General features: G+C 56.2%; 4 protein-coding genes. All 4 read left to right on the forward strand.

Annotated features, from left to right (window positions below):
* Window positions 1-79 precede the first annotated feature (79 nt).
* The 4 genes from B7L72_RS08340 (at window position 80) to B7L72_RS08355 (ending at window position 2,607) form a co-directional block, all read left to right on the forward strand.
* Window positions 80-889 carry an ABC transporter permease gene (locus B7L72_RS08340; protein WP_081193700.1) on the forward strand — a complete coding sequence of 270 codons (810 nt, stop codon included), beginning with the start codon at window positions 80-82 and terminating at the stop codon, window positions 887-889.
* 3 nt (window positions 890-892) lie between these two features.
* On the forward strand, window positions 893-1,990 hold the full coding sequence (locus tag B7L72_RS08345; RefSeq protein WP_081193702.1) for a chain-length determining protein: 1,098 nt from the start codon (window positions 893-895) through the stop codon (window positions 1,988-1,990).
* Between the two features lie 201 nt (window positions 1,991-2,191).
* Window positions 2,192-2,416 carry a DUF4258 domain-containing protein gene (locus B7L72_RS08350; RefSeq protein ID WP_254893783.1) on the forward strand — a complete coding sequence of 75 codons (225 nt, stop codon included), beginning with the start codon at window positions 2,192-2,194 and terminating at the stop codon, window positions 2,414-2,416.
* Window positions 2,416-2,607, forward strand: a complete 192-nt coding sequence (locus tag B7L72_RS08355) for a DUF2283 domain-containing protein (protein WP_016913348.1) — start codon at window positions 2,416-2,418, stop codon at window positions 2,605-2,607. Before B7L72_RS08350 ends, B7L72_RS08355 begins: the two co-directional genes overlap by 1 nt.
* Window positions 2,608-2,637 lie beyond the last annotated feature (30 nt).

The following is a 2,637-nucleotide window of genomic DNA, read 5'->3' on the forward strand; positions in this document are numbered from 1 at the left end:
GAGGCAACCAACGTGACAATGCCACTGCCATATAACGTCACTACTCCATTTATGTTCTTGAATTAAAAGACACAGCATCATGGATAACACAAGCAGTACCCCGAAAGGCGCGCGCACCCCCTGGCAGGTCACGCGCAGCGTGTGGTACGCCATGTTCATGCGCGAAGCCGTTTCGCGCACCATGGCCGACCGCATGGGCTGGTTCTGGATGATCTTCGAGCCCTTCGCGCTGGTGGCCATCATGGTGGGCATTCGTAGTTTCATCCGGGGTGACCGCCTGATCGTGAATGCCGAGTTCATTCCCTGGATGATCGCCGGCATGATGGGTTTCTTCCTGGTGCGAGAAGGCATGCTGCGCGGTATGGGTGCCATCGATGCCAACAGCGCGCTGTTCGCCTATCGCCAAGTGCAGCCCGTAGACCCCGTGCTGGTGCGCAACTTTCTGGAAGGCATGCTGCGCACCTTCGTCTTCCTGCTGTTTATCGTGGGGGGGCTGCTGCTAGGTCTGGACATGTACCCCGACAATGCCATCAGAGCCATGTGGGCATGGGTCTCGCTTTGGAGCCTGGGCATCGGGCTGGGCCTGGTCACCTCGGTGGCCGCTACTCTGGTACCGGAAGTGGGCCGAGTGATCCGCATGCTTTCGCTGCCACTGTTGATCATTTCCGGCGTCATGTTTCCGCTCAACCAGTTACCCCACTGGCTACTGGAATACCTGATGCTCAACCCCATTCCCCATGCCCTGGAAACCCTGCGGCTTGGATTCTTTGAAAACTATCAGGTCATTCACGGCACCAGCATGCTCTACTTCTGGCTGGTGACCCTGAGTTTGAATGCCCTCGGGCTACTGATGCACCTCCGTTTTGTTGACCGGTTGAAGGCCAAATAACCCATGCAATCCTCATTAACCCGTTTCGTAAAACAGTCACCGCACTGGGCCATGGCCTTGCTCGCCATTCTCCTGGTCAGCTTTTACTGGTTTGTATGGGCAGAAGAGCGCTACGTTTCCCGTGCCACCGTAGTGCTGGAAAGCCCACAAGTCGCCACACCGGAATTCAGCCTCTCATCGCTCATGGGCGGCGGCGGAGGCAACACGGCCGACCTGCTGCTACTGCGCGAGCACCTGCTCTCGGTAGACATGCTGCGCCTGCTCGATGAACAGCTAGGCATTCGCCAGCACTACAGCGAACACGGTGACCTGTTTGCCCGCCTGCGCGACCCGAACGTGCCCATCGAAGACCTGCATCAGTACTACCTGCGCCGTGTAGAAGTGGAGCTGGACGAATACGCAGGCGTGCTCAACATCTACGTGCAAGGTTACACCCCCGAATTCGCCCACAGCATGGCATCGCTGCTGCTGGAAGCAGGCGAAAACCACATGAACGAAATGGGCCACCGCCTGGCCGATGAACAGGTACGCTTCCTGGAGCGCCAAATGGTGCGCCTGGAAGAGCGCTTCGACGAAACCCGAGCGCGTCTTCTTGAATTCCAGAACGAGCACGGGCTGGTATCACCCACCAGCACGGTGGAAAGCATCAACCAGGTCGTCGCCACCCTCGAAGCCGACCTGGCCCGCTTCCAGGCCCAGCGCAACGCCCTGGCCAGCTTCCAAAGCGCCCAATCCGCCGAGCTGCGCCAAGTAGAACGCAACATCGAAGCCCTGCGCGACCAGATCGTCGAACAACGCGACCGCCTGGCCCAAGCCACCGGCAACTCGCTCAACCGCATCTCGGCAGAATACGAAACCCTGGAACTGCAGGCCCAGTTCGCCCAGGAAACTTACTCCAGCGCCCTGGCCGCCCTGGAAAACACCCGCCTGGAAGCCGCCCGCCAGCTCAAACAAGTCAGCGTGCTGCAAAGCCCGCTCATGCCCGAATACCCCACAGAGCCCAACCGCCTCTACAACAGCACGGTATTCGCCATCATCACCATCTTCCTCGCCTTCATCCTCAGCATGATGATCATGATCATCAAAGACCACCGGGATTGATAGCAAGGGGTAGGGCACCGTAGCGCGGTGTAATGGTTAATCGAGGCAACCACCCCGTAGCGCGGCGTAACGAAAGAGCGAGAGAAACGAGCGAAAGAGGCACCCGCGAAGGCGGCCCGGCGCGAAGGCGTCTGTAATACGCCCAAACCAAGAGTGCAGAAGGTGAATATGTATAGTCACCGTTTCAAGGTAAATATTCATATGACACGTCATGCCCGTGAGCGCATGGCTACTCGCAATATTACAGAAAGTGAGCTGCTAGAATTGGTAGAGCGGGGATCAGTAAAATACAAAGATGCTACGCGGTTTTGGATAGCAAGATATTTTGAAAATCGTCAAGACAACCTCTTGTCTATTGCAGCAGTCTTGGAAGATAGAATAGTGGTAAAGACAGTCATGCATCACTTTGTGTGGGAGGATAAGTAATGCGAACTACGTACGATGAAGCAGATGATATCCTGGTTCTGCACCTATCAGAAAAGCCTACCGTTAGGGAGGTTTCTCAAGATTGGCATACACATATTAGTTACGCAGAGGATGGCACGATCAATGAAATCGTCATTCTGGAGGCCTCGAAGCAAGGTGCATGGCCACTCTTAAAAAGCCAAGCCGCTTAACTAACCCCATCACCACTCCTTGCTGCTCCT

This window comes from Halomonas sp. BC1 (genome assembly GCF_002078135.1).
Lineage (GTDB): Bacteria > Pseudomonadota > Gammaproteobacteria > Pseudomonadales > Halomonadaceae > Vreelandella > Vreelandella stevensii.

Coding starts and splice junctions, on each gene's coding strand:
- B7L72_RS08350 (WP_254893783.1), top strand. CDS start 2,192: ATGACACGTCATGCCCGTGAGCGCATGGCTACTCGCAATATTACAGAA.
- B7L72_RS08355 (WP_016913348.1), top strand. CDS start 2,416: ATGCGAACTACGTACGATGAAGCAGATGATATCCTGGTTCTGCACCTA.
- B7L72_RS08345 (WP_081193702.1), top strand. CDS start 893: ATGCAATCCTCATTAACCCGTTTCGTAAAACAGTCACCGCACTGGGCC.
- B7L72_RS08340 (WP_081193700.1), top strand. CDS start 80: ATGGATAACACAAGCAGTACCCCGAAAGGCGCGCGCACCCCCTGGCAG.